The organism is Thermopetrobacter sp. TC1 (assembly GCF_000746275.1).
Taxonomy (GTDB): Bacteria; Pseudomonadota; Alphaproteobacteria; order Rhizobiales; family Aestuariivirgaceae; genus Thermopetrobacter.
Map to the genome: position 1 here is coordinate 207,286 of NZ_KN050829.1, position 21,483 is coordinate 228,768.

Annotated in this window: 20 protein-coding genes; 17 read left to right on the forward strand and 3 right to left on the reverse strand. The window is 62.3% G+C overall.

Going from position 1 to position 21,483, the window contains the following annotated elements; translation table 11 throughout:
• Positions 1-15 precede the first annotated feature (15 nt).
• The 4 genes from hflX to EK16_RS09370 all read left to right on the forward strand — a co-directional run bounded on the left by hflX (position 16) and on the right by EK16_RS09370 (position 4,419).
• Positions 16-1,431, forward strand: coding sequence for a GTPase HflX (gene hflX / locus EK16_RS09355; protein WP_369793094.1), 1,416 nt, complete (start codon positions 16-18; stop codon positions 1,429-1,431).
• A gap of 170 nt (positions 1,432-1,601) precedes the next feature.
• Complete coding sequence (locus EK16_RS12005; protein WP_081910449.1) at positions 1,602-2,120, forward strand: DUF983 domain-containing protein; 519 nt, start codon at positions 1,602-1,604, stop codon at positions 2,118-2,120.
• Between the two features lie 193 nt (positions 2,121-2,313).
• The gene (gene plsX, locus EK16_RS09365; RefSeq protein ID WP_038036530.1) at positions 2,314-3,357 is read left to right on the forward strand and encodes a phosphate acyltransferase PlsX; all 1,044 of its coding nucleotides are present in this window, start codon (positions 2,314-2,316) and stop codon (positions 3,355-3,357) included.
• Positions 3,358-3,444: 87 nt separating this feature from the next.
• Positions 3,445-4,419, forward strand: a complete 975-nt coding sequence (locus EK16_RS09370) for a beta-ketoacyl-ACP synthase III (RefSeq protein WP_038036531.1) — start codon at positions 3,445-3,447, stop codon at positions 4,417-4,419.
• Positions 4,420-4,538: 119 nt separating this feature from the next.
• Here the strand turns inward: EK16_RS09370 and EK16_RS09375 are convergent, their stop codons facing one another.
• Positions 4,539-5,060 carry a CinA family protein gene (locus EK16_RS09375; RefSeq protein ID WP_051929186.1) on the reverse strand — a complete coding sequence of 174 codons (522 nt, stop codon included), beginning with the start codon at positions 5,058-5,060 and terminating at the stop codon, positions 4,539-4,541.
• Positions 5,061-5,213: 153 nt separating this feature from the next.
• Here EK16_RS09375 and EK16_RS12305 point away from each other — a divergent pair, with 153 nt between their 5' ends.
• From EK16_RS12305 to rarD, 6 genes are all read left to right on the forward strand, one after another.
• Positions 5,214-5,516, forward strand: coding sequence for an NYN domain-containing protein (locus EK16_RS12305; RefSeq protein ID WP_156098553.1), 303 nt, complete (start codon positions 5,214-5,216; stop codon positions 5,514-5,516).
• Entirely contained in the window at positions 5,488-6,039 is a 552-nt protein-coding gene (locus tag EK16_RS11600) for an NYN domain-containing protein (protein ID WP_051929187.1), read from the forward strand. The genes EK16_RS12305 and EK16_RS11600 overlap by 29 nt, the downstream gene beginning before the upstream one ends.
• Positions 6,040-6,208: 169 nt before the next feature.
• Positions 6,209-7,561 carry a cysteine--tRNA ligase gene (gene cysS / locus EK16_RS09385; RefSeq protein ID WP_038036532.1) on the forward strand — a complete coding sequence of 451 codons (1,353 nt, stop codon included), beginning with the start codon at positions 6,209-6,211 and terminating at the stop codon, positions 7,559-7,561.
• Positions 7,562-7,701: 140 nt separating this feature from the next.
• Positions 7,702-7,875 carry a hypothetical protein gene (locus EK16_RS12310; RefSeq protein ID WP_156098554.1) on the forward strand — a complete coding sequence of 58 codons (174 nt, stop codon included), beginning with the start codon at positions 7,702-7,704 and terminating at the stop codon, positions 7,873-7,875.
• A 98-nt stretch (positions 7,876-7,973) separates the two neighbouring features.
• The gene (gene cimA, locus EK16_RS09390) at positions 7,974-9,590 is read left to right on the forward strand and encodes a citramalate synthase (RefSeq protein WP_038036533.1); all 1,617 of its coding nucleotides are present in this window, start codon (positions 7,974-7,976) and stop codon (positions 9,588-9,590) included.
• A 653-nt stretch (positions 9,591-10,243) separates the two neighbouring features.
• Positions 10,244-11,188 (forward strand): EamA family transporter RarD, encoded by a 945-nt coding sequence (gene rarD / locus EK16_RS09395; RefSeq protein ID WP_051929188.1) that lies wholly within the window; start codon positions 10,244-10,246, stop codon positions 11,186-11,188.
• 68 nt (positions 11,189-11,256) lie between these two features.
• Here rarD and tyrS read toward each other — a convergent pair whose 3' ends face one another.
• On the reverse strand, positions 11,257-12,510 hold the full coding sequence (gene tyrS, locus EK16_RS09400; RefSeq protein ID WP_038036534.1) for a tyrosine--tRNA ligase: 1,254 nt from the start codon (positions 12,508-12,510) through the stop codon (positions 11,257-11,259).
• A 98-nt stretch (positions 12,511-12,608) separates the two neighbouring features.
• Here tyrS and EK16_RS09405 point away from each other — a divergent pair, with 98 nt between their 5' ends.
• Together EK16_RS09405 and EK16_RS09410 are read left to right on the forward strand one after the other, a co-directional pair.
• Positions 12,609-13,724 carry an anhydro-N-acetylmuramic acid kinase gene (locus EK16_RS09405; RefSeq protein WP_038036535.1) on the forward strand — a complete coding sequence of 372 codons (1,116 nt, stop codon included), beginning with the start codon at positions 12,609-12,611 and terminating at the stop codon, positions 13,722-13,724.
• Positions 13,721-14,560, forward strand: coding sequence for an ion transporter (locus EK16_RS09410; RefSeq protein WP_051929189.1), 840 nt, complete (start codon positions 13,721-13,723; stop codon positions 14,558-14,560). The genes EK16_RS09405 and EK16_RS09410 overlap by 4 nt, the downstream gene beginning before the upstream one ends.
• A gap of 84 nt (positions 14,561-14,644) precedes the next feature.
• On the opposite strand, the gene EK16_RS09415 is transcribed toward EK16_RS09410, so the two are convergent.
• Positions 14,645-15,304, reverse strand: a complete 660-nt coding sequence (locus tag EK16_RS09415; RefSeq protein ID WP_038036536.1) for an alpha/beta hydrolase — start codon at positions 15,302-15,304, stop codon at positions 14,645-14,647.
• 629 nt (positions 15,305-15,933) lie between these two features.
• Here EK16_RS09415 and EK16_RS09420 point away from each other — a divergent pair.
• The 5 genes from EK16_RS09420 (at position 15,934) to sufD (ending at position 21,464) form a co-directional block, all read left to right on the forward strand.
• Positions 15,934-16,407, forward strand: a complete 474-nt coding sequence (locus tag EK16_RS09420) for an Rrf2 family transcriptional regulator (RefSeq protein ID WP_038036537.1) — start codon at positions 15,934-15,936, stop codon at positions 16,405-16,407.
• A 72-nt stretch (positions 16,408-16,479) separates the two neighbouring features.
• Positions 16,480-17,625, forward strand: a complete 1,146-nt coding sequence (locus EK16_RS09425; RefSeq protein WP_038036538.1) for a cysteine desulfurase family protein — start codon at positions 16,480-16,482, stop codon at positions 17,623-17,625.
• 63 nt (positions 17,626-17,688) lie between these two features.
• On the forward strand, positions 17,689-19,152 hold the full coding sequence (sufB, locus tag EK16_RS09430) for a Fe-S cluster assembly protein SufB (RefSeq protein ID WP_038036539.1): 1,464 nt from the start codon (positions 17,689-17,691) through the stop codon (positions 19,150-19,152).
• 117 nt (positions 19,153-19,269) lie between these two features.
• Positions 19,270-20,052, forward strand: coding sequence for a Fe-S cluster assembly ATPase SufC (gene sufC / locus EK16_RS09435; RefSeq protein WP_038036540.1), 783 nt, complete (start codon positions 19,270-19,272; stop codon positions 20,050-20,052).
• 113 nt (positions 20,053-20,165) lie between these two features.
• Positions 20,166-21,464, forward strand: coding sequence for a Fe-S cluster assembly protein SufD (gene sufD / locus EK16_RS09440; RefSeq protein ID WP_051929190.1), 1,299 nt, complete (start codon positions 20,166-20,168; stop codon positions 21,462-21,464).
• The last annotated feature ends 19 nt before the right edge of the window (positions 21,465-21,483 follow it).

A 21,483-nucleotide genomic window follows, 5' to 3' on the forward strand; every position in this document is an offset into this window, starting at 1 on the left:
CAACCGGACGGACCCTTGAGCAAGAAATCACGGCGACGCAAGCAGTCGGCCAGAAACGAAATCTCCTTTCAGATCGAGGAAAAGCCCCCGACCCGGGCCATGGTCCTGCATGTGGACATGCGCCCGTCGGCCATGCGCGGCCGCACCACGGAGGAGGGCATGACCGGGGCGGTGGCGCCGGTGAACGGACGCAGGCCCAGGCGGGATCCTGAACGGCGCCTTGAGGAGGCGGTGAATCTGGCCCGCGCCATAGATCTGGACATCGTGGCCAGCGAGATCGTGCCCTTGCAGCGCATCACGCCCGCCACCCTCATCGGCGCCGGCAAGGTGGAGGATCTCTCCGCTCGCGTGCGCGAAAAGGAGGCGGAGCTTGTCATCGTCGATGCGCACCTAAGCCCGGTGCAGCAGCGTAACCTTGAGAAGGCCTGGGATGCCAAGGTGCTGGACCGCACCGGCCTCATCCTGGAGATCTTCGGCCGCCGCGCCCGCACCAAGGAGGGCCGGTTGCAGGTGGAGCTTGCGCATCTCGAATACCAGAAAACGCGGCTTGTGCGCTCCTGGACGCACTTGGAGCGTCAGCGCGGTGGTTTCGGTTTCATGGGCGGCCCCGGCGAAACCCAGATCGAGGCGGACCGGCGCATCATTTCCGAACGCATCGCCCGCCTGCGCCGTCAGCTGGAACAGGTGGCGCGCACCCGCGGTCTGCACCGAAAGGCGCGCCGGCGCGTGCCCTATCCGGTCATTGCCCTTGCCGGATACACCAACGCCGGAAAATCCACGCTGTTCAACCGCCTTGCCCGCGCCGAGGTGCACGCCGCCGATCAGCTTTTCGCCACGCTCGATCCCACCCTGCGCCGGGTGCGCCTGCCACACGGGCGCGAGGTGATCCTTTCCGACACGGTTGGTTTCATCTCTGATCTGCCCACCACGCTGGTTGCCGCCTTCCGCGCCACGCTGGAAGAGGTGGTGGAGGCCGATGTCATCCTGCATGTGCGCGACATGAGCGACCCGGAAGAGGCCGAGGCGCAGGCGGCGGATGTGGAGGGTGTTCTCGCCGAGCTCGGCATTGATGAAGAGCGGCGCGGGCGCATGATCGAGGTGTGGAACAAGGCCGATCTGTGGGATCCCGCCTTGCGGGAGCGCCTGCGCCAGCAGGCGGAGCGCGAAGGCGCCGTCATCGTTTCCGCCCGGACCGGGGAGGGCATCCCCGATCTGCTCGCCCGCATCGAGGCCCTGCTCGGGGCGCAGGAGGCGGTGCGCACCGTGCGCCTTGCCCCGCATGAAGGCGCGGACATCGCCTGGTTCTACCGCCATGGTGAAGTCTTGCGCCGGGCCGATGACGAAACCGGCACCGAGCTGGTCGTGCGCCTCTCTCCGGCCGAACTCGCCCGCGCCGAGCGCCGCTTCCCCGATCGCCTCTCAAGCACCTGAAATATCCCGCTGAAATTGCCGGTCCAGTGAGAGAACCACAAGGGAACACGCGGCCTGGCCGGTCTAGGTTGCGGCATGCTGTCGCGCGGCGTGACGATGACTTCTTTTTGTCACGCATGACGCGCACAATCCCGTATACGTGAAAGAATCACGAAACGGGATTTATGCCGATGGCCACAAGCCGTCATCACAACCCCGGGGCCAATCCGCCGCCGCGCCGGCGCTCCTGGCTTCTGGCCATGCTGCGCGGCGCGCGCCGCCGGTGTCCGTCCTGCGGACAGGCGCATCTTTATGCGCATGGCCTGAGCGTGGTCGATCGCTGCCCTTCCTGCGGCGAGGAGCTCTATCATCACCGTGCCGATCGCATGGGGCCGCTTTTTGCCGCCTTTCTCGCCCTCAATCTCGTCATAGTCGTTTCCCTCATTCTGGATCAGTGGGCGAATCTGCAGGAGGGCTCGGTGCTGTTCGTGGCGCTTGCGGTTGGCATTTCCTCCTTCTGGCTGCTGCTGCCGGCGGCGAAGGGCATGATCGTCGGCCTGCAATGGGCCTGGCGTTTACATGGCTTTCAGTATGCCGCCATGTGCCGGCCGCGCCAGCCTGCCGCGCCGCGGCTGGACGAGGCCATCAGCACCCCGCCGGCGCCCAAGCAGGGCCGCGCCGCTTCCCTTTCCGGCCGCCTGCATGCATGAAGGGTATGGCCGTCTCTCCTTCCTCAAGGCGAAAGCCTTTTCGTCTTTCGTTTCGCTTCCGGCCGGTTTTCTGTTGCCTGGCCTTGGCAGAAAGCTATTCTTTCCGGCATAGGGGGGCTGGCAGCGGGCGAGCTGTGATGTGCCGGCGGCGCCTGTCGCGCCGGCTCTTCCGCCGAGAGGGGAATACGCAAAGATGGGCAAGGGCTACGTCATTGCCGTGGATGCCATGGGGGGAGACCATGGGCCGGAGGTGACGATTCCGGGCGTGGACATGGTACTCGCCCGCCACCCCAACATGCGCGTCTTGCTGTTCGGCGATGAGGCGCGTCTCGCCCCGCTGGTGGCGCGCCATCCGCGAATCGGCGAGCGCGGCGAGATCCGCCATGCCGATGTGGCCATCCGCATGGATGACAAGCCCAGCGTGGCCCTGCGCAAGGGGCGGCGCACATCCTCCATGTGGAAGGCGCTGGAAGCGGTGCGCGATGGCGAGGCGGCCGTGGCTGTTTCCGCCGGCAACACCGGCGCGCTCATGGCCATGAGCGTGTTCGTGCTCAAGACCATGGAGGGGATCAAGCGCCCGGCCATCGCCTGTCTGTGGCCCAACATGCGCGGCAAGTCCGTGGTGCTGGACGTGGGCGCCACCATCGGCGCCGATGCCGAACAGCTTGTGGACTTCGCCATCATGGGCGAGGCCATGGCCCGCGTCCTGCTTGGCATTTCCCGCCCCTCCGTGGGGCTGCTCAATGTGGGCGTGGAGGAGATCAAGGGCGTGGAATATGTGCGCGAGGCCGGCCGCATGCTGCGCGCCGCCGATTTGCCCATTGCCTATCACGGTTTCGTGGAGGGCAACGACATCGCCGCCGGCACCGTGGATGTTTTCGTCACCGAAGGCTTTACCGGCAACATCGCGCTCAAAACCGCCGAAGGCACCGCCCAGCAGATTTCCGCCACGCTCAAGGCCTACATCAACGAATCATGGCTGGCCCGCCTTGGCGCCTTGCTCGCCCGCGGCGCCTTTGCCCGGCTGCGCAGGAAGCTGGATCCGCGCGAGAGCAACGGCGGCGTCTTTCTCGGCCTCAATGGCATTGTCGTGAAAAGCCATGGCGGCACGGACGCCTTCGGATTTGCCAATGCCATCGAGATCGCTGTTGACATGGCCAAGGCAAACCTTGTTCAAAAGATCGCCCGCGATCTTTCCGTGAAGCAGAAGCTTCTCGACATGCGGGAGAAGGCCTGAGGCGGCCGAACCGCCGCCGATTGCCGGCTTCGATCATGCCGGCGTCGGTTTCTGTTGAGAGTGACTCAAGCGAATTTGGACCATTCCATGCTGCGATCCGCCATCATCGGAACGGGCGCCTATCTGCCCGAGAAAGTGCTGACCAATGACGATCTTGCCGAAATCGTCGACACGTCCGACGAATGGATCCGCACCCGCACCGGCATCCGCCAGCGCCATATCGCGGCGGACGGGGAGCTGACCTCCGATCTTGCCGTGCATGCCGCCCGCAACGCCCTTGCCGACGCCGGCCTCGGACCGGCCGATATCGACATGATCCTTGTGGCCACCACCACGCCCGATCGCACCTTTCCCGCCACGGCGGCGACGGTTCAGGAAAAGCTGGGCATCACCCATGGCGGCCCGGCCTTTGATGTGCAGGCCGTCTGCTCCGGCTTTCTCTATGGTCTGGCCACGGCCGATGCCTTCATTCGCTCCGGGCAGGTCCGCACCGTCCTGCTCATCGGGGCGGAAACCTTCTCGCGCATTCTCGACTGGCAGGATCGCGGCACATGCGTCCTGTTTGGCGACGGCGCCGGTGCTGTGATCATGCGCGCAGAGGAAGGGCGGGGCGATTTGTCCGACCGGGGCGTGCTTGCCACCCGTTTGCATGCCGATGGCCGCTATGCCGATCTGCTCTATGTGGACGGCGGCCCCTCCGCCGGGGAAAGCTGCGGCAAGGTGCGCATGAAGGGCAGGGAGGTGTTTCGCCATGCCGTGGTCAAGCTGGCGGAGGTAACGCGCGAAGTACTGGATGATGCGGGCGCAAGGCCGGAGGACATCGCGCTCATGGTGCCGCATCAGGCCAATATCCGCATTCTCGAGGCCACGGCGAAGAAACTGGGGCTGCCGCCAGAGAAGGTGCACGTCACCGTGGATCGGCACGGCAACACGTCCGCCGCATCCGTACCCCTGGCGCTGGATGATGCCCGCCGCAGCGGCAGGCTGCACCCCGGTGATCTTGTTTTGCTTGAAGCCATGGGCGGCGGCTTCACCTGGGGCGCAAGCCTGGTGCGCCTGTAAGCCGGACAGGCGTGACTCCACAACACAAGCCCGATTCAGTGCGTCTTCTTCGTTACCCTTCTGATCAATGCAGTAACGCTTAGCGTCAGTGTCGTTGTCATGGGCTGTGCCGCGCAACTTCAGACGACAGTGGGCGGATAGTTCTCTTCCATCTGCTGGCGCAGCAGGTGCAGGGCGGTCATCATGGCGGCCTGGCGCACGCCCTGCCGGCCGAGGTTGCCGAAGGTTTCGCGCAAGGCGATGGTTTCGCCATCGCGGGCAGCGGAGGCGAAATGCACAAGCCCCACCGGCTTTTCCGGCGTGCCGCCGGTGGGCCCGGCAATGCCGGTGATGGAGACGGTGATATCCGCCCTGGAATGGGCAAGCGCCCCTTCCGCCATGGCACGGGCCACCTGTTCGGAAACGGCGCCATGGGTTTCGATCAGCTCCATGGGCACGCCCAGAAGCTCGTGCTTGGCCTGATTGGAGTAGGTGACGAAACCCCGATCGAAGACGGCGGAGGAGCCGGGCACGTCGGTCATCGCCGCCGCCAGCAGCCCGCCGGTGCAGCTTTCCGCCGTGGCGATCATCAGGCCCTTCTCCCGGGCCATGTCGAGCACATCCTTCACCAGAAGGATCGTTTCCCGATCGAACGTGTACATGCAAACACTCCTTTAAGTTGGATTATTCACATATTGACTTATATATGCGTGTTGTGTTATATAAATAGCCGTACCGAGGCGGCCTCCATATACGAGGCGCCGAGGAAAATAGAAGGCCCCTGCGGGGGCCTTCCTGCTATATGCTATTAAACAATGCAGCTTGTTTCTAGATACGCTATTTTTGTGGATGCGGGCTATCTCTTTGCACAGGGCTCTGCTTCTCTCACTGGACAAAAACAGCCACGACATACACTTAGGCTGCGAATTCCGGAAGTTATCCATAAATTGAAAGAATTTGGAGATAATCGATTTGAGGGAAAAGAACTTCTTCGCATCTACTGGTATGATGCCGCAAGCGGATCACCTTCACTTGAGCAAAAACAACTGGCGCATGAAGATAACGTTAAATTGCGTCTTGGCTTTCTAAATGCACAACGGCAGCAAAAAAGGCGTTGATTCTTTAATTGTTACAGATCTTATTACACTTGCACAGAACAAAGCTATTTCTGATGCCATTTTATTGAGTGGAGATGAAGATCTGCGTGTGGGCGTGCAGATGGCTCAGATTTATGGTGTTCGCGTGCATCTTTTGGGGATAGAATTTGATGGAACAGCGCAATCTTTTCTTTTGATGCAGGAAGCAGATACGTGCTCAATTTGGAATTCAAAAGATATTATACAGATATTAGAGTATTCTGTTGAAAATGAACAAGAAGATTACTTTATTCCTAAAGGCATCTCTAAAAATGAGGTATCTGAACTTCTAGATGATATTCTTAATCATTATAGCATAGAAGAGATAAAAGTATTTCAAGAATATATGAAATATTCAAATATTATCCCGAGAGACTTGGATGGTCGCGTGTTATGCCAATTTCGTGACAAATTAAAGGAAGGTAATCTTCTATCAGAAGAAGAGAAGATGTTTGTTCGCCTGCTTTTGCGAAAGAAATTGCGGGAAAAATGTCCTGGCACTTGACCATTAAAGTCGCTTGCGGCATACACGCACCCATGCGAACCCTTATGTGTCAGATTTGCGGGATCATCATCATTACCGGCTAGCATACGGCTGGCCCGGGTTCGCATGTCTTTTTCCCCTCCACAAGACGTTCAGGCGGCCCCGGGCCTGAAAGCCCGGAGGATCAGGCATGGCTGAGCAGCCAGAACTTGTCGTTCACAATTCGCTCACGCGGCAAAAGGAGCGCTTTGAGCCGCTTAATCCGGCCCTTGTGCGCATGTATGTCTGCGGGCCCACGGTCTATGATTATGCCCACATCGGCAATGCCCGGCCCATCATCGTCTTTGATGTGCTCTTTCGCCTGCTGCGCCATCTCTATGGGCCTGAGCATGTGAAATACGTACGCAACATCACGGATGTGGACGACAAGATCAACGCCCGTGCGGCAGAGGATGGCGTGCCCATCTCCGAGATCACCGCGCGCACCATCCGCCAGTTTCACGAGGACATTTCGGCACTCAATGTGCTGCCGCCCTCCGTTGAGCCACGCGCAACGGAGCACATCGCCGCCATGCAGGAGATGATCGAGAAGCTCATCGAGAAGGGCTGCGCCTACGTGGCGGAAGGGCATGTGCTCTATGACGTCACCGCCGATCCGGACTACGGGATTCTTTCAAAGCGCACGCTGGATGAGATGATCGCCGGTGCGCGGGTGGAGGTGGCGCCCTACAAGAAGAACCCCATGGATTTCGTGCTGTGGAAGCCCTCGAAGGAGGGCGAGCCGGCATGGGATTCCCCCTGGGGGCCGGGCCGCCCCGGCTGGCACATCGAGTGCTCCGCCATGAGCTGGAAGCACTTGGGCGAGACCTTCGACATCCATGGCGGCGGCATTGATCTGCAGTTTCCGCATCACGAAAACGAGATCGCCCAGAGCACCTGCGCCCATGGTCAGCCCTTCATGGCCAAGTACTGGATGCACAACGGCTTTTTGCAGGTGGAAGGCGAGAAGATGTCCAAGTCCCTGGGCAACTTCATCACCATCCACGAACTGCTTGAGGAGTGGCCCGGCGAGGTGCTCAGGCTGAACATGCTGCGCACGCACTATCGTGCGCCCATCGACTGGACGCGAAAGGGGCTAGAGGAAAGCCGCAAGGTTCTCGACCGGCTCTACCGCGCCGTGGGAGAGGCCGGGCCGGCGGAAAAGCCCGATACGGGCGTGCTCGCCGCGCTTTGCGATGATCTCAACACGCCCAGGGCCATTGCCGAACTGCACCGGCTGGCCAAGGAGGGCAGGGCGGCGGAATTGAAGGCCTCGGCCAATCTGCTGGGTCTGCTGCCGATGACCGCGGATGAATGGTTTGCCGCCACCGCACCGAAGGTGGAGATTGATGAGGCGGAAATCGAACGCCTCATTGCCGAACGCGCAGAAGCCCGCAAGCGCAAGGACTTCGCCACCGCCGATCGCATCCGCGATGAACTGGCCGCCAAGGGCATCGTGCTGAAGGATTCGCCGCAAGGCACCACATGGGAGGTGAAACGCTGAAAAGTTCTCGCCAACTTTGGGGGTACAAGCCCGTGGTTTCATGCGTAGGGAACACAAGCCCCCCGGCTTTCGGCGGAAGGATGAATGGAAGGGCTGAAATGGCGAGAAACGAAAACGGATGACAATGCAGGAGACCTGCCATGACGCAGATTTCGCCACCGGAAATGCCGGATCCCGCGCCTGAACGTCCGGGCGAGGGGTCAGCGCCGCAGGCGGGCATGCCGAAATGGCTCATCTATGGCTTCGCCATCAAGATCGCCATCGTCGTCGCCGTCGTTCTCGGCGTGATGTACGCAGCGGGGATCTTCGGCTAGGCCGGACGCGCGCTTGTGACGCAAGCTGAAAACGGGAAGACCCTTAAACCTGGCCGACACGCAAAGACCGGGATCAACAGCCGGAGGGCAGGAGAATCATGAAACAGCGCCTCTATCTCTACGACACCACGCTCAGGGACGGCTCGCAGACGCCGGGCATCGACTTTTCCGTGGAGGAGAAGAAGACCATCGCCCGCATGCTGGACGATCTCGGCATCGATTACATCGAGGGCGGCTATCCGGGCGCCAATCCCACGGATACCGAACTGTTTTCCAGCGAGCACGGCTTTCGCTCCCGGTTCGTGGCCTTTGGCATGACGCGCCGCCCCGGCCGCTCCGCCGACAATGATCCCGGCCTGCAGGCGCTGTTGCAGGCCAAGGCCGATGCCATCACCTTCGTTGCCAAGGGCTGGGACTATCACGTCAAGCTGGCGCTGGGCTGCGAGCTGGAGGAGAATATCCGCGCCATTCAGGAATCGGTTGATGCCGCGCGGGCCAAGGGCTTTGAGGCCATTGTCGACGTGGAACATTTCTTCGACGGTTACAAGGCCAATCCCAATTATGCCATGGCCTGCGTTCATGCCGCCTATGACGCCGGCGCCCGCTGGGTGGTGCTGTGTGACACCAATGGCGGCACCATGCCGGAGGAGGTGGAGCGCATCGTCTTTTCCGTCACCAACATCGTGCCCGGCGAGAACCTCGGCATTCACTGCCATGATGATGCCGGGCTTGCCGTGGCCAATTCCCTGGCGGCGGTGCGCGCCGGCGCGCGCATGATCCAGGGCACGCTCAACGGCATCGGCGAGCGCTGCGGCAATGCCAATCTCATCACCCTCATTCCCACGCTGGCGCTGAAGGATATCTATGCCTCCCGCTTCGAGCTGGGCCTGCACGAGGGGGCGCTGGAACGGCTCACCCAGGTCTCCCGTGCCTTCAACGAGATCCTCAACCGCCCGCCGGAGGTGCAGGCGCCCTATGTTGGCGAGACTGCTTTTGCCACCAAGGCGGGCATTCATGCCTCCGCCATCCTGAAAAGCCCGGATACCTACGAGCACGTGCCGCCGGAGAAGGTGGGCAACACCCGCCGCGTGCTCGTTTCCGATCAGGCGGGCAAGTCCAACCTCGTGGCGCAGCTGAAGCGCTTTGGCCTGGACATCGACAAGGACGATCCGCGCCTTGCCTCGCTGCTGGCCGAAATCAAGGATCGGGAGAAGCAGGGCTATGCCTATGACGGCGCGGAGGCCTCGCTGGAGCTTCTCGCCCGCCGCCGACTGGGCAAGGTGCCGGATTATTTCGATGTGGAGAGTTACAAGGTCATCGTCGAGCGCCGTTACAACGCCCGCGGTGAACTCGTCACCCTGGCCGAGGCCATCGTCAAGGTGAACATCACCGGTAAGCGCTACATGTCCGTGGCCGAGGGCAACGGCCCCGTCAATGCGCTTGATGCCGCCCTGCGCAAGGATCTCGGCCCCTATTCCGAGGTCATCCGCGATCTTGAGCTGGTGGACTACAAGGTGCGCATCGTCAACACCGGCACCGATGCCACCACCCGCGTGCTCATCGAATGGAAGAGCGACGGCCGCGGGCGCTTCTTCACCGTCGGCGTTTCGCCCAACATCATCGATGCCTCCTTCGAGGCCATGCTGGACGCCATCGTCTATCACCTGATGACCGCAGGCGTAAAACAAGAGCAGAAGCGCGCCGCCGCGGAATGACCCGGCGCAACCTTGCGCGGCAGGCGGTGTCCGGCATACAGCCATGCATTTCAATGCCGGAAGAGGTTTTGGACCTCTTCCGGTACTGTTCGGCAGGGGGGACCTACAGCAATCACACAAATGATTGCTGTTTAAAAAGCCAATAATTTCATATGTTTGCGAATTATGTCATGCAGTCATGCCAAACCACAGGACACAACATAAGGCCACCATCTTCCTCGTCACCCCGGCGAAAGCATAAAGCTACCATCTTCCTCGTCACCCCGGCGGAAGCCGGGGTCTCGGGCCGCAAACTCATGCGTTTGTGGCCTTAGATACCGGCTTTCGCCGGTATGACACTGTGTGTGTCGTGTAGTATGGCCTGCCGGAAAGCACCATCGACCGCCAAAAACGCCTCATTCCTGGCCCTAGATTGCCGGGATCCCGGTTCAGGCCCGGGACAGGCTTGGCCCGGCAATGACATTTTATTATTGTTTATCAATGAGTTAAGAAACTAACGCCAAGTGTATGGAAAGTTTTTTTCCTCGGTCAGTTTGACGGCAACATCATGCTTCCTGAATTTTCTCGGACCCCCGTTTCTTTGTCCTATTTGCCAATAGCGCAACGGCCCTTACATTTCCCCGAACTTCAGTGAACATAAGCGAGAAACATCCATGGCGGCGGAAAGCGGATCGGACAGTGCGGGCGGAGAAAGTGCGGAGGGCTTGCAGAACCGGGCCTCTCTTGCCGGCATTCTCCATGCGCTGGCCGCCTATGGGCTGTGGGGCGGCAATCCGCTCTTTTTCAAGCTGCTGGCCGGCGTCAACGCTTTTGAGGTGACCGCGCACAGGGCCCTGTGGTCCCTGCCGGTAACAGCGCTGCTATTGCTCCTTATCGGGCGCCTGCGCCAGGGGCTGGCGCTGCTTTCCAGCTGGCGCATGGCGCGGGTGATGGTCCTCTCCGCGCTGTTCATCGGCACAAACTGGGGCTTCTTCGTCTGGGCCGTGGCCAGCGGCCGCACGCTTGAGGCTTCTCTGGGCTATTACATCAATCCGCTCATGAACATGGCGGTGGGCTATATCTTTCTCGGCGAGCGCTTTTCGCCGCGGCAATGGCTGGCCATCGGCCTTGCGCTTAGCGCCGTTGTCTGGCTGACGGTCTCCGCCGGCGTCTTTCCCTGGCTGGCCCTGCTGCTTGCCATGTCCTTCACAGCCTATGGCTACCTGCGCAAGACCATGCCCGCCGGGCCACTGGACGGATTGTTCGTGGAAAGCCTCGTGCTCTCCCTGCTGGCCGTGCCCGTGCTTCTGCTCTTGTCGGGGCAGGGCGTGCCGCTTGCCTTCGGCAAGGACGGAACGCTCAGCCTCATTCTTGCCGCCTGTGGCCCGGTAACGGTGGCGCCGCTTCTGTTCTTCGCCGCCGCGGCCCGCCGCATACGCCTCTCCACCCTGGGCGTGATGCAGTATCTCGCCCCGACCTTGATGTTCCTCACCGCCGTCTTCGTTTTCGGCGATCCCTTCGATCGCGATCACGCCATTGCCTTCGTGCTCATCTGGCTGGCGGTTGCGCTCTACAGCCTGGATGCGCTGCGTGCGGGCAGGCAGGACGGACGCACCTGACGGCATGCGGCGCAAACACCATTCCGCCGGATCAGAGGCTTGGCGGAAAAAGCCGTCAGGGCAGGGGTTTACACGGGCTTGAGCAACACGTGGCGCTTCTTGCCGAAGGAAAGCTTGATGACGCCTTCGTCGTTGATGTGCTCCTCGGTGAGGATGAGGCGCTCATCGGAGATTTTCTCATCATTGACACGCACCGCCCCGCCCTTGACTGCGCGGCGGGCCTCGCCATTGCTCTTGGCCAGTCCGGCCAGCACCATCGCCCGCAACAGTCCCAGCCCCTCCTTCAGGCTCTCGCGCGGAATTTCCACCGTAGGCAGGCCTTCCGCCAGCGCGCCTTCCTCAAAGGTGCGCCGCGCCGTCTCCGCCGCTTCCTCCGCGGCGGCCCGCCCGTGCAGCATGGCGGTGGCCTCCGTGGCCAGGATCTTCTTTGCCTCGTTGATCTCCGCGCCCTGCAAGGCCTCCAGCCGCCGGATCTCATCGAGCGGCAGCGTGGTGAACAGGCGCAAGAAGCGGCCAACGTCGGCATCCTCCACATTGCGCCAGTACTGCCAGTATTCGTAAGGCGAGAGCATGTTCGCATCCAGCCACACCGCTCCGGCCGCGGTCTTGCCCATCTTGGCGCCGGAAGCGGTGGTCAAAAGCGGCGAGGTCAGCGCGAAGGCCTGTCCGCCTTCCACGCGGCGGATGAGCTCAATGCCGTTGACGATGTTGCCCCACTGATCCGAACCACCCATCTGCAGGATGCAGCCCTCGCGGCGATAGAGCTCCAGAAAGTCATAGGCCTGCAGGATCATGTAGTTGAATTCGAGGAAGGTGAGCGGCTGCTCGCGCTCCAGCCGGCGCTTGACGGATTCGAAGGTGAGCATGCGGTTGATGGTGAAATGCCGGCCGTAATCGCGCAGGAAGGCGATGTAGTTGAGATTGTCCAGCCACTCGGCGTTGTTGAGCATGATGGCATCGGTCGGCCCCTCGCCGAACTTCAGGAACCTGGAGAAGACCTTCTTGATGCCTTCCAGATTGCGCGCGATCTGTTCCTCGCTGAGCAGCTTGCGCGATTCGTCCTTGCCGGAAGGATCGCCCACCTTGGTGGTGCCGCCGCCCATGAGGGTGATGGGGCGGTGTCCCGTCTGCTGCAGCCAGTAGAGCATCATGATGGGCAGGAGCGATCCGGCATGCAGCGAGGGCGCGGTGGCATCAAAGCCGATATAGGCGGTGATGCGCTCACGCGCCGCAATCTCGTCCAGCTGCTCCGGCTCGGAGACCTGATGGATGAACCCGCGTTCGTCCAGAACCTGTAGGAAATCGGATTTGAACCTGCCCATGACGGCCCCTGACCATGCTATGGTGACGTACCGGTGCGATTCGCGGCGCACGTTTGCGGCGCCGCAGGCGAGAGCGTGATTAGCATTCCTGAAGGGGCATGGCAAAGGACAACTTCAAGGCCCTCGGCCTGATGAGCGGCACGTCCATGGACGGCATCGACGTCGCCTGGCTGGAAACCGACGGAGACGTACTGGTCTCGCCCGGCCCGTCCCTGCATGTGCCCTATGACGAGGCCATGCGCACGCTCCTGCACGAGGCCTGTTATGCCGCGCGCGCCCTTGAAGAGACAGGCGTGCGCACCGCCCGCCCCGGCGTGCTGCATCAGGCGGAACAGGCCATCACCCGCGCCCATGCCGAGGCCGTGCGGCAGTTCATGGATTCCTTCGGTCTGATCCCGGATGTGATCGGCTTTCATGGCCAGACGGTTCTGCACCGGCCCGAGCTGAGGCTTACCGTGCAGCTGGGGGACGGGAACATGCTGGCCGAAGCCCTTTCCCTGCCTGTGGTCTGGGACATGCGCGCGGCCGATGTCGAGGCGGGCGGGCAGGGAGCGCCGCTTGCGCCGGTCTATCATCGCGCGCTCGCCTTAAAGCACCCGCTTCCGGCCGCTTTCGTCAACATCGGTGGGGTGGCCAACATCACCCTCATTGGCGATGATGACCGCTTGATCGCTTTCGACTGCGGCCCCGGCAATGCGCTGGTCGATGACTGGATGCGCCGTCACGGCAGGGGCGCCTATGACGAAGACGGGCGCACCGCCGCATCGGGCATTGTTCATGACGAGCGCCTGCATGTCTGGCTGGCGCATCCCTTTCTGCACCGGCCGCCGCCGAAGTCCCTGGACCGCAATGATTTCGACATCGGCCCTGCCGAAGGCCTCTCCCTTGAGGATGGGGCCGCCACCCTGACCATGCTCACCGTGCGCTGTATTGCCGAGGCGGCAGGCTGGCTGCCGGCAAAGCCGCGCACCCTGTATGTCTGTGGCGGCGGACGCCGCAATCGCACGCTCATGACCTGGCTGGCGGAAACGCTGGATATGCCCGTGGTGCCGGTTGAGGTTCTGGGCGTGGATGGCGACATGATCGAGGCCCAGTGCTGGGCCTATCTGGCGGTGCGGTCCCTGAAAAAACTGCCGATAACGTTCCCTGAGACCACCGGAGCGCCCATGCCATTGACCGGCGGGCGGCTGAGCATGCCGAAAGAGGCGCCATGACCGCGGAACAGGAAAAGATGCGGCCAAATCCTCCGGCCAGCCTGCGCGAGAAGGTGCACGAGGCCCTCTTTGACATCTCCTCGCGCAACGGCAAGCGCGTGGCGCTGATCATTCAGGCGCTGATCCTGCTTTCCGTTTTCTCCATATCGCTCGGAACATTCCAGAATCTCCCAAACAACATCAAGAATCTCCTTCATACCCTTGATTTGATTATCGTTTATTCCTTCACCATAGAGTTTGTTCTCCGGGTGTGGGTGGCGCGGGACCGCTTGAGTTATCTCTTCTCCCCCTGGGGGCTGATCGATGCCCTGGCCGTGGTGCCCTACTGGCTCGTTGGTGCCGATGTGCTCGCCGTGCGTGCCTTTCGCTTGCTGCGCATCGTGCATGTCTTGCGCTTCTCACGGGCGGCCAGGGCGCTTGAGCATTTTTCCCACGCCTGGCGTCTCGTGCGGCATGAAATCCGCATGTTTCTCGGTATGTCGCTGATCTTTCTCTACCTCGTCGCGCTCGGCATCTGGCATTTCGAACACGCCGCCCAGCCCGAGAAATATGCCAACATCTTCGATGCCCTCTGGTGGGCGGTGGTCTCGTTGACCACCGTCGGCTATGGCGATGTCTATCCCGTCACCGTCGGCGGGCGGCTGTTCACCATGCTGGTGCTGTTCGTCGGCATCGGCATCGTCGCCGTGCCCTCCGGTCTTCTGGCCTCCGCCTTTCACGAGATCCGCCGCGAGGAACTCCTGCGTGCGCAAGGCGATGCGGCGCACATGCCGGATGAACCGGTGAAAGAGGATGAAAGGCGCGCCAGAAAGAACGATCCCGGCGCGAAGGAATGATCCGCACCGGGATGTCTGAAACATTCACGGATTTTTTCGCCCACCGGCACGGCGCGCTGCAATAGAGCCCGTGCCAGGTGGCTTTCAGGCCACGGGCAGGCCCATCTCCTCCATGCGCCGCACCAGATAGTCGTCACACACCGCGATCAGTTCATCCCGCTTGCCTTCGAAGAAGTGATTGGCGCCGGGGATCACCACGTGATCGATGGTGATGCCCTTTTGCGTCTTCAGCTTCTTGACGAGCTTTTCCACCTCTTCCGGCGGTGTGACCTTGTCCTCCGCCCCGTTGACGAACAGGCCCGAGGTGGGGCAGGGGGCGAGGAAGGAGAAATCATAGTGCTTGGCCAGCGGCGCGATGGTGATGAAGCCCTGCACTTCCGGCCGCCGCATCAGCAGCTGCATGGAAATCCAGGAGCCGAAGGAGACACCCGCCAGCCAGCAGCTGCGCGGCTCCTTGGTGACCAGTTGCAGCCAGTCGAGCGCGGCGGCAGCATCGGCCAGCTCACCGGCGCCGTTGTCGAACAGCCCCTGCGACCGCCCCACGCCGCGGAAATTGAAGCGCAGAACGGAAAAGCCGCGGCGCACGAACATGTAATAGAGCGCATGCACGATTGGGTTGTTCATGGTGCCGCCGAACTGCGGATGCGGATGCATGATCAGGGCGATCGGCGCATTGGGGTCTTCGGCCTGATGAAACCGCCCTTCCAGACGGCCGGCCGGTCCGTTGAAAATGACCTCAGGCATGGAGCCTCCCAGAAACCTCGCGAACCTTCCTGTGACAGACGTTCAAGCGTCTCGTGATCGTTTCCTGGCGGTGAAACGGGCCTTGTCCCCTTCGCCTGCGCCGATGGAAACAAAGCAAGGCGCGGCGAAAACATGACCCTTCCGCCAGCTCTTATCTAGTGGATCCCGAAGAATACGCAAGGCATGCCAGAAAATGGAAGGCACAAGCCGGGCCTGGCAGGCGGGATCGGGTGCTGGTGCGGAAATAGTTGACTGCTTTACTCGGGTATTCTATACCCGATCATGAAAGAGCAAGGGCGCCCCGCGAAAGTGAGCGCTTGAGCTGATGAATGCAACCCTACACGCTTCCGCCCCCGCCGGGCAAGAGCACAGGCCTAAAAAGCGGGGCGGAAGGGTGAATTTTAAGGCAGCAGAAGGGCAAAATGCGGTTGGGCAGGCTGCCTTTTTGCGCCGCTTGCTGATCTTGGGGGTAAGTTGCGCCCGGCCGGTTCGGATGATGGCCGGGCATGATGCCCCTGCAAGGGCGTGCGGTCGGCTTTGCGTAAGGCGCATGAAGGGGGGCTGACAGGGAGGAAGGCCCGCAAAGGCTGCGGATCGTGTGAGCGGGTGCGAGTGCGAGGAGGCGCGAGATGAAGCTGTCGACCAAGGGACGCTATGCGGTCATGGCCATGGCCGACATCGCCAGCCGGCATACGGACAAGCCTGTATCTCTGGCCGAAATCGCCGCCAGCCAGAACATCTCTCAGGAATATCTCGAGCAGCTCTTTTCGCGCCTGCGCAAGGCGGGGCTTGTCACCTCGGTGCGCGGCCCCGGCGGCGGCTATCGTCTGGCCCGCGATCCGGACGAGATCTTCATCAGCGACATCATATCCGCTGCCGATGAACCCCTCTCCGTCACACGCTGCCCGGACGGCGATGGCGTGCAGGGCTGTCAGAACGGCGAGGCCTGCATCACTCATGAGCTGTGGTCGTCCCTGCGCCGGCAGATCTGGGGCTTTCTCTCTTCCGTGACCCTGGGCGACGTTGTGGAGAAACGCAATCTCGCCCTGGCGGCGGAAGTGCGGCGGAGCACGGCCATGCCGCCGCGCGTGGCGCGGGGATGAGCGATAGAGGCGCATCCTGACAGGCGAACAGGCCCGCCAATCGTCGAAGTGTGTGGAGCAACCAAAGGCGTCATGACCCGAAGCGTGCGCGCATATCTGGACTGGAACGCCACCGCGCCCTTAAGCGCGGCGGCGCAGGCCGCCATGCGCGCCGTCTGGGAAGAAGGGCCCCTCAATCCTTCCGCCCGCCACCGGGCCGGACAAAGGGCGCGCGCCATCATCGAGGAAGCGCGCGAGACCATGGCCACACACCTTGGCTGCCGGCCTGAGGAAATCATTTTCACCTCCGGCGGCACGGAATCGGCCAATCTCGCCGTCAAGGGCGCGCCGGTTGCGCGCTATCTGGTCTCGTTCATGGAGCATCCCGCCGTCATGCGCCCGGCCAAGGCATCCGGCCGCCCGGTTTCTCTCATCGAGGTGGATGAAAACGGCATTGTCGATCTCAATGCGCTAAGCCGGCATCTCGTGGCTGATGCGGCGGATGATGCACCGGCGCTCGTCTGCCTCATGCGCGCCAGCAACGAAACCGGCGTGATCGAGCCGGTTCATCAGGCTGTGGACATCGCCCGGGAGCACGGCGCGCTCATTTTCTGCGATGCGGTGCAGGCCGTGGGCAAGATCCCGGTGGATTTCGCCGATCTCGGCGTGGACATGCTGGCGCTCTCTGCCCACAAGTTCGGCGGCCCGCAGGGGACAGGCGCCCTGATCGTGCGCGAGGGCGTGGAGCTTGAGCCTCTGTTGCACGGCGGCGGTCAGGAGCGCAGGCGCCGCTCCGGCACCGAAAATGTCGCCGCCATCGCCGGCATGGCCGCAGCCCTTGCCGAAGTGTGCGAAAACATGGCGGAAAAGGCCAAGCGGCTTTCCGCCCTGCGCGATGAGCTGGAGGCGGGCATCCGCGCCCTTCTGCCTGAGGCGGTCATCTTTTCTAAAGATGCGCCGCGTGTGCCGGGCACGTGCTATTTCGCCCATCCTGCCTGGGATGCACAGACGGCCTTGATGCATTTTGACCTCGACGGCATTGCCGTTTCCGCCGGTTCCGCCTGTCATGCCGGCAAGGGCGAGGTTTCGCGCGCGCTCATCGCCATGGGCGTTCCGCGCGATCTGGCCAAACGGGCCATTCGCGTGTCCATGGGGCCGGGCACCGGCAAGGAGGATATCGCGCTCTTCCTGCACAGCCTGGAGAAGCTGGCGCGGCGGTTGAAACGCAGCGCGGCATGACAGGGCAGGGCGGCTTGGCGCGGATGTGAAGACATACCCAACACGGAATTCGGGAACGGAAACATGGCTGATCAGGAAACGCTGAAAACGGTCCGGGAGCTTGAGAAATACAAGTACGGTTTCGAGACCCATGTCGAAACCGAGAAGGCGCCCAAGGGCCTCAACGAGGACATCATCCGCTTCATCTCCGAGAAGAAGGGCGAGCCGGAGTGGATGCTCGAATGGCGCCTGAATGCTTACCGCCTGTGGCTGACGATGGAGGAGCCGCGCTGGGCCAAGGTGCACTATCCGCCCATCGACTTTCAGGCCATTCATTATTACGCCGCGCCCAAGCGCAAGAAGGGGCCGAAAAGCCTGGACGAGGTGGATCCCGAAATCCTCAAGACCTATGAAAAGCTGGGCATTCCGCTGAAAGAGCAGGAGATCCTCGCCGGGGTGGAGGGCGCGCCCAAGGTGGCGGTGGATGCGGTGTTCGATTCCGTTTCCGTGGCCACCACCTTCCGCGAGGAGCTGGAAAAGGCCGGCGTCATTTTCTGCCCCATCTCCGAGGCCATCCAGAAGCATCCCGATCTCGTGCGCAAGTATCTGGGCTCGGTGGTGCCGCCGGGGGACAATTTCTATGCCGCGCTCAACTCCGCGGTGTTCACCGACGGCTCCTTCGTCTATGTGCCCAAGGGCGTGCGCTGCCCCATGGAGCTGTCCACCTATTTCCGCATCAACGAGCGCAACACCGGGCAGTTCGAGCGCACGCTCATCATCTGTGATGAAGGCGCCTATGTCAGCTATCTCGAGGGCTGCACCGCGCCGGCGCGCTCCGAGCATCAGCTGCATGCGGCCGTTGTGGAGCTCATCGCCCTTGATGATGCCGAGATCAAGTATTCCACCGTGCAGAACTGGTATCCCGGCGATGCCGAGGGCAGGGGCGGTGTTTACAACTTCGTCACCAAGCGTGCCGACTGTCGCGGCCGCAATTCCAAGGTGTCCTGGACGCAGGTGGAAACCGGCTCGGCCATCACCTGGAAATACCCGTCCTGCATTCTCAAGGGCGACAATTCCGTGGGCGAGTTCTATTCCATCGCCATTTCCAACGGCCGCCAGCAGGTGGATTCCGGCACCAAGATGGTGCACCTGGGGAAAAACACCAAAAGCCGCATCATCTCCAAGGGCATTTCCGCCGGCCGCTCGCAGAATACCTACCGCGGGCTGGTCTCCATCGCGCGCAAGGCCCACGGCGCCCGCAACTTCACGCAGTGCGACAGCCTGCTCATCGGCGACAAGTGCGGCGCCCATACCGTGCCCTACATCCAGGCCAAGACACCCCATGCCAAGGTGGAGCACGAGGCGACGACCTCCAAGATCGCCGAGGATCAGCTTTTCTATTGCCGTGCCCGCGGCATTCCGGAGGAAGAGGCCGTGGCGCTCATCGTCAATGGCTTCGTGCGCGAGGTCATTCAGAAACTGCCCATGGAGTTCATGGCCGAAACACAAAAGCTCATCGGCATCTCCCTGGAGGGAAGCGTGGGCTGATCTATGTCTTCCCGTGGAACTGCCGGGGGCTCGGGGCGCACATGCATGATGGTGTCGCATGAGATGTAGGCCCCTGCGGCAGAATGACGGATCGGAACGAAGTTGAAAGGATGAACCATGTTGCTTGAGGTGAAGGATCTGCGGGCTGTCGTGCGCCCGGAAGACGAAAACGAGGAGGACGCCGGCGTGCGCGAGATTCTGAAGGGGCTTTCCCTGTCCATCGCGTCGGGCGAGGTGCATGCCATCATGGGCCCCAACGGCTCCGGCAAGAGCACCTTCTCCCATGTTCTGGCCGGCAAGCCCGGTTATGAGGTCACGGACGGCACCGTGCAGTTCAAGGGCGAGGATCTGCTGGCGCTGGAGCCGGAAGAGCGCGCGGCCAGGGGGCTGTTCCTGGCCTTTCAGTATCCGGTGGAGATCCCGGGCGTGCCCTATATGCAGTTTCTCAAGGTGGCGCTGAATGCCCAGCGCAAGCTGCGGGGCGAGGAGGAGCTCTCCACGCCGGATTTCATGCGCCTCATTCGTGAGAAGACGCAACAGCTCGGCATTCCCATGGACATGCTGCGCCGTGCGGTGAACGTCGGCTTCTCCGGCGGCGAGAAGAAGCGCATGGAAGTGTTGCAGATGGCCGTTCTGCAGCCGAGCCTGTGCATTCTCGACGAGATCGATTCCGGCCTCGACATTGACGCGCTGAAAATCGTGGCCGATGGGGTCAATGCCCTGCGCAGCGAGGATCGCGGCTTTCTGCTCATCACCCACTATCAGCGCCTGCTCGATTACATCGAGCCCGATCATGTGCATGTCATGGTGAGGGGCCGCATCGTCCGCTCCGGCGGCCGCGAGCTTGCGCTGGAGCTGGAGCGCGAGGGCTATGCCGCCTATCAGGAGGCGGCTGCGTGAGCATGCGGCTTCTTCCCGCGTCATGCCGGGCCTGTCCCGGCATCCGGGCCGGCAATGACGGAGCGAGAAGCAAGACCGGAAAGAATGAACGGAACTGAAGGACACACAAGGTCATGACCAGACCGATCACCAAACTGGGGGCGGAAAAGACCTGGCGCGAGGCCTTCACCGGCTTTGCGGCCGCGCCCGCCTGGCTTGCGCCGCAGCGCAAACAGGCCTTTCAGCGCTTTGAGGAGAAGGGCCTGCCCACGCCCCGCACCGAGGACTGGCGCTGGAGCGATATCCATCGCCATCTCAACGAGTCCTTCCCGCCCCTCACCGGTGGCGAGAAAGGCGGCGATGTCGGAGATGTGCTCGCTGCCCAGCCCTTCGCCGCCGTTGATGCCCATCTGCTCGTCTTTGTCGATGGCCGGCTGGACCGCAAGGCCTCGCGTATCGGCAGCGAAGAGGGCTTGAGCATCCTTTCCCTCGCCGAGACGGAAAGCATGCCGGCCTGGGCCGATGCCGCCCTCAGCGCGGGCGAGGATGCCATTGACCTGCTCAATCTCATCTATGTCACCGATGGCGCCTTGATCCATGTCGCGGAAGGGGTGGCGCTCAAACGCCCCGTCGTCATCGTCAATGTTGCCACCGCGCCGGGGCGCAGCATGGCTCTGCGCCATGTGATCCGCCTGGAAAAGGGGGCGCGCCTGTCGCTCTATGAGGTGCAGGCCGGCGGCGGGCACAATGTCTCCCTGCAGGCCACCGTGGCCGATCTCGCAGAGGAAGCGGAACTTGTGCGCATTCAGGTGGCGGGCCGGGATGATGAGGCCATTACCTTTGCCAACCTGCAGGCGCGGGTGGCCTCACACGCCGCACTGAAGGATCTCACCGTCATTCACGGCGGCCGCCTGCACCGGCAGCAGGATTTCGTCGATCTTGCCGGGGAGGGGGCCGAGACCGAGGTCAATGCCGCCTATCTTTTGCGCCATGCCCAGCATGCCGACACCCGTCTTGTCGTCAATCATCTCGTGCCGCACGGCACCTCGCGCGAGACCTTCAAGTGCGTGATGGACGATCAGGCCCGCGGCGCCTTTCAGGGGCGCATTCACGTCGCCCCCGGCGCGCAGAAGACGGATGGCCAGATGGCCGCGCATGGGCTTCTGCTTGGCGAAATGGCGGAGTTCGATGCCAAGCCGGAGCTGGAGATCTATGCCGATGACGTCATCTGCGCCCATGGCGCCACCGCCGGCGCGCTGGATGAGGAACAGCTGTTCTATCTCAGGGCCCGCGGCATTCCGCTTGCGCAGGCGCGCGCCATGCTCATTGCCGCCTTCGTGGCCGAGACCTTCGATGCGATCGAGGATGAGACCGTGCGCAATGCCTTGCAGGCCCTGGCGCAGAACTGGCTGGTGGGGGAGGCGGCGGCATGACCTCACCCGCCGTCACTCC

What these genes read in the sequence shown, in the direction of transcription:
- EK16_RS12005 (WP_081910449.1), top strand. Translation starts at nt 1,602, where the DNA reads ATGGCCACAAGCCGTCATCACAACCCCGGGGCCAATCCGCCGCCGCGC.
- plsX (WP_038036530.1), top strand. Translation starts at nt 2,314, where the DNA reads ATGGGCAAGGGCTACGTCATTGCCGTGGATGCCATGGGGGGAGACCAT.
- EK16_RS09370 (WP_038036531.1), top strand. Translation starts at nt 3,445, where the DNA reads ATGCTGCGATCCGCCATCATCGGAACGGGCGCCTATCTGCCCGAGAAA.
- EK16_RS09375 (WP_051929186.1), bottom strand. Translation starts at nt 5,060, where the DNA reads ATGTACACGTTCGATCGGGAAACGATCCTTCTGGTGAAGGATGTGCTC.
- EK16_RS12305 (WP_156098553.1), top strand. Translation starts at nt 5,214, where the DNA reads ATGCAGCTTGTTTCTAGATACGCTATTTTTGTGGATGCGGGCTATCTC.
- EK16_RS11600 (WP_051929187.1), top strand. Translation starts at nt 5,488, where the DNA reads ATGCACAACGGCAGCAAAAAAGGCGTTGATTCTTTAATTGTTACAGAT.
- cysS (WP_038036532.1), top strand. Translation starts at nt 6,209, where the DNA reads ATGGCTGAGCAGCCAGAACTTGTCGTTCACAATTCGCTCACGCGGCAA.
- EK16_RS12310 (WP_156098554.1), top strand. Translation starts at nt 7,702, where the DNA reads ATGACGCAGATTTCGCCACCGGAAATGCCGGATCCCGCGCCTGAACGT.
- cimA (WP_038036533.1), top strand. Translation starts at nt 7,974, where the DNA reads ATGAAACAGCGCCTCTATCTCTACGACACCACGCTCAGGGACGGCTCG.
- rarD (WP_051929188.1), top strand. Translation starts at nt 10,244, where the DNA reads ATGGCGGCGGAAAGCGGATCGGACAGTGCGGGCGGAGAAAGTGCGGAG.
- tyrS (WP_038036534.1), bottom strand. Translation starts at nt 12,510, where the DNA reads ATGGGCAGGTTCAAATCCGATTTCCTACAGGTTCTGGACGAACGCGGG.
- EK16_RS09405 (WP_038036535.1), top strand. Translation starts at nt 12,609, where the DNA reads ATGGCAAAGGACAACTTCAAGGCCCTCGGCCTGATGAGCGGCACGTCC.
- EK16_RS09410 (WP_051929189.1), top strand. Translation starts at nt 13,721, where the DNA reads ATGACCGCGGAACAGGAAAAGATGCGGCCAAATCCTCCGGCCAGCCTG.
- EK16_RS09415 (WP_038036536.1), bottom strand. Translation starts at nt 15,304, where the DNA reads ATGCCTGAGGTCATTTTCAACGGACCGGCCGGCCGTCTGGAAGGGCGG.
- EK16_RS09420 (WP_038036537.1), top strand. Translation starts at nt 15,934, where the DNA reads ATGAAGCTGTCGACCAAGGGACGCTATGCGGTCATGGCCATGGCCGAC.
- EK16_RS09425 (WP_038036538.1), top strand. Translation starts at nt 16,480, where the DNA reads ATGACCCGAAGCGTGCGCGCATATCTGGACTGGAACGCCACCGCGCCC.
- sufB (WP_038036539.1), top strand. Translation starts at nt 17,689, where the DNA reads ATGGCTGATCAGGAAACGCTGAAAACGGTCCGGGAGCTTGAGAAATAC.
- sufC (WP_038036540.1), top strand. Translation starts at nt 19,270, where the DNA reads ATGTTGCTTGAGGTGAAGGATCTGCGGGCTGTCGTGCGCCCGGAAGAC.
- sufD (WP_051929190.1), top strand. Translation starts at nt 20,166, where the DNA reads ATGACCAGACCGATCACCAAACTGGGGGCGGAAAAGACCTGGCGCGAG.